2 protein-coding genes are annotated in these 2,986 nt (G+C 67.5%); both read left to right on the top strand.

Going from position 1 to position 2,986, the window contains the following annotated elements; translation table 11 throughout:
- The first annotated feature begins 590 nt into the window (after nt 1-590).
- On the top strand, nt 591-2,651 hold the full coding sequence (locus RWP81_RS15720) for an MDR family MFS transporter (RefSeq protein ID WP_314457682.1): 2,061 nt from the start codon (nt 591-593) through the stop codon (nt 2,649-2,651).
- 83 nt (nt 2,652-2,734) lie between these two features.
- Nucleotides 2,735-2,986, top strand: a 252-nt coding sequence (locus tag RWP81_RS15715; RefSeq protein WP_314457680.1) for a hypothetical protein, incomplete at its 3' end; no start/stop codon positions are given.

Raw genomic sequence — 2,986 nt, 5'->3', positions numbered from 1 at the left:
ATCAGCTGGTGGGAATCAAATAGCGCGAGTCTCCATCAGACCCAGGGCGCTTCAGTCACGGGATCGACGCCCGTCGGAGCCACACGGATGATCATTACGTCATCCCAGAAACCCTCGCGGAGCTTCTATCCGCGGGGGTTTTGCTTTGCCCTGGTGGCGGTCGATCTCGCGAGGCTCCTCTTCACGGGGGCCTTTTTCGTCCTCGGATGCCGCTCTGTGTCGGCATCCCTCCCGCCCCGCGCGCACGACACTCTTGCCGCTCTGCGTCGGCATGCCCCGCGCCCCGCGCGGCGCCTGCTCGGCATGCCTCGCCCCTCCTCCGGGCGACGCGCGCGGTGACCCTCCGCTCGGACGGCGATCCGAGGCCACGCGAGGACAGGAGACAGCGCGAGCACAGGACGATCGCGGCGGGGTTCATCCTGTTCTCGAACGACCCCCTGCTCCGAAGCGACGCACGAAGAGACCACCGACGCAGGGGTGGTTTCCGACACGATCAGACAGCGCTACTATTTGTTTGACTTTTAGCAAACACCTGGCGCCCGACCGAGCCTTCCCTGCCGTCCGCCAGGCCTTCTCGTGAAGAGGACCCGATGTCAGACATCACCCAGAGCCGGCGCGCGCGCACCGGCACCACCGACACGGTCATGACGCACCGCATGATCATGTTCGTGATCTTCGGTCTCATGGCCGGCATGTTCCTGTCCGCCCTCGACCAGACCGTGGTCGGCACCTCGATCCGCACGATCGGCGACGACCTGCAGGGCCTGAGCCTGCAGGCGTGGGTCACCACGGCCTACCTGATCGTGTCGACGATCTCGACGCCCATCTACGGCAAGCTCTCCGACATCTTCGGTCGACGCCCGCTCTTCCTCATCGCCATCCTGATCTTCATCATCGGATCGGTGCTGGCGAGCTTCTCGACGTCGATGGTCGAGCTCGCCGCCTTCCGCGCCGTCCAGGGTCTCGGGGCCGGTGGCCTCATGTCGATGCCGCTGGCAATCATGGGCGACATCCTCGCCCCGCGCGAGCGGGCGAAGTACCAGGGGTACTTCCTCGCCGTGTTCGGCATCTCCAGCGTCATCGGCCCTCTCGTGGGCGGTCTGTTCGCCGGTGCGAACGAGATCCTGTTCATCACCGGCTGGCGCTGGGTCTTCCTCATCAACGTGCCGATCGGCATCCTGGCTCTGGCGATCGTGTGGCGCTTCCTGCACATCCCGAAGCAGCCCCGTCACTCGGTGCGCATCGACTGGTGGGGCGCAACGACCGTGATCGTCGCGCTGGTCCCGCTGCTCCTCGTCGCCGAGCAGGGCCGCGAGTGGGGCTGGGGATCGCCCATCGCCCTCGCCTGCTACGTCGTGGGAGCCCTTGGCATCCTGGCCTTCGTCATCGCTGAGACGAAGATGAAGGATGACGCGCTCATCCCGCTCAAGCTCTTCCGCTCGCCGACGTTCTCGATGGCGACCGTCATCGGTGTGCTCGTCGGTTTCGGCATGTTCGGCGCGATGCTCACCCTGCCGCTGTACCTGCAGCTCGTGCTCGGTTCGTCTCCCACGCAGAGCGGGTTCGAGATGCTCCCGATGATCCTCGGGCTCATGATCGCCTCCATCGCGAGCGGTCAGCTCATCGCGCGCACGGGCCGCTACCGCATGTTCCCCATCCTCGGCACGCTGCTGATGTCGGTCGGCTTCTTCCTGCTGACGTTCCTGAAGTACGACAGCCCCTACTGGCACGTCGCCATCGCGATGCTCGTCATCGGTCTCGGCCTCGGCCAACTCATGCAGACGCTCACGATCGCCAGCCAGAACTCCGTGGGTGTGCGCGACATGGGTGTGGCCACCAGCGGCTCGACCTTCTTCCGTCAGATCGGTGGAACACTCGGCACCGCGGTGCTGCTGTCGCTGCTGTTCACGCTCATGCCCTCGAACATCATCGGTTCGTTCGGCGACCGCGCGACCCTGACCGACGCGCTGGACGCCGCCTTCGACCCGGCGACGGCGTCGGCGCCCGCCAACGAGAAGATCATGTCGTCGATCTACACCCCGATCGTGCAGCAGACGACGGATGCCGTGACCCAGCAGGTGCAACAGGGTGTGCAGCAGGCGACGGATGCCGCGACCCAGGCCGTGGCGCAGCAGGTGGCCGCGGGGCAGATCCCCGCAGCCGCTCAAGCGCAGGTCACGCAGGCCGCCGTCGCACAGGCGATCACGGCCGCGACCGCGCAGATCCAGCAGCAGGTGCCCGTCGCGCGCATCGGCGCCGACGGATCGGTCAGCCTCGACTTCTCGGACGCCGCCGAGCGCACCGCCTTCGTGGACAGCGTCGCAACCACCCTGACGGACCAGTTCAGCTCGGGCGACCAGGACACCTCCATCGGCGGGTCGACTCTCGACGACACGTCGTTCCTCGTGGGCGCCGACGCGCGGCTGACCAAGCCGTTCCTCGTCGGATTCAACTCCTCCGCGACGAGCGTCTACTGGGTCGCGATGGGCGTGGTGCTGCTCGCCTTCGTGCTGTCGCTGTTCTTCCGCACCCCGCCGCTGCGGGCGAAGTCGGCGCTGCAGGAAGCCGCCGACGAGCGCCGCGGCAAGGACGACGAAGAGAAGCGCGCCGAAGAGGCCGCCGCCCAGACGGGCGCGCTGCTGACGCCGTGACGCGGATGCGGTGACACGAACACCGCGACATCAACGAAGGGCGGGGGCGTCGGAACGCCCCCGCCCTTCGGCGTCTTCCGGACGTGGTCGCGGCTCGCACCGCATCCCGCATCAACCTCGAAGTCGCCGCGCTCGCACGAGACGCCCGTGACCCGGCATCTATGTCCCACTTCTGGTGGGTCAGCGGCGCCGCCACCCGCCACAAGTGGGACACGCACCGCCAAGAGTGGGACGAGGAGGACGGAGGGATGCTGACACGGCGCCGCACCCGCGCGGCGTCGCCCCGCCGCGGGCGTCACCCCGCCTCAGACCGTCTCGCGAGCCCGCAGGTCCTT

Source organism: uncultured Microbacterium sp. (assembly GCF_963521695.1).
Lineage (GTDB): Bacteria > Actinomycetota > Actinomycetes > Actinomycetales > Microbacteriaceae > Microbacterium.
Note: the sequence above shows the minus strand (reverse complement) of the source record. Positions and strands in the feature narration are given on the sequence as shown.

Bases quoted from the DNA above. Each gene is read 5' to 3' on its own strand.
- RWP81_RS15720 (WP_314457682.1), top strand. From the start codon at position 591: ATGTCAGACATCACCCAGAGCCGGCGCGCGCGCACCGGCACCACCGAC.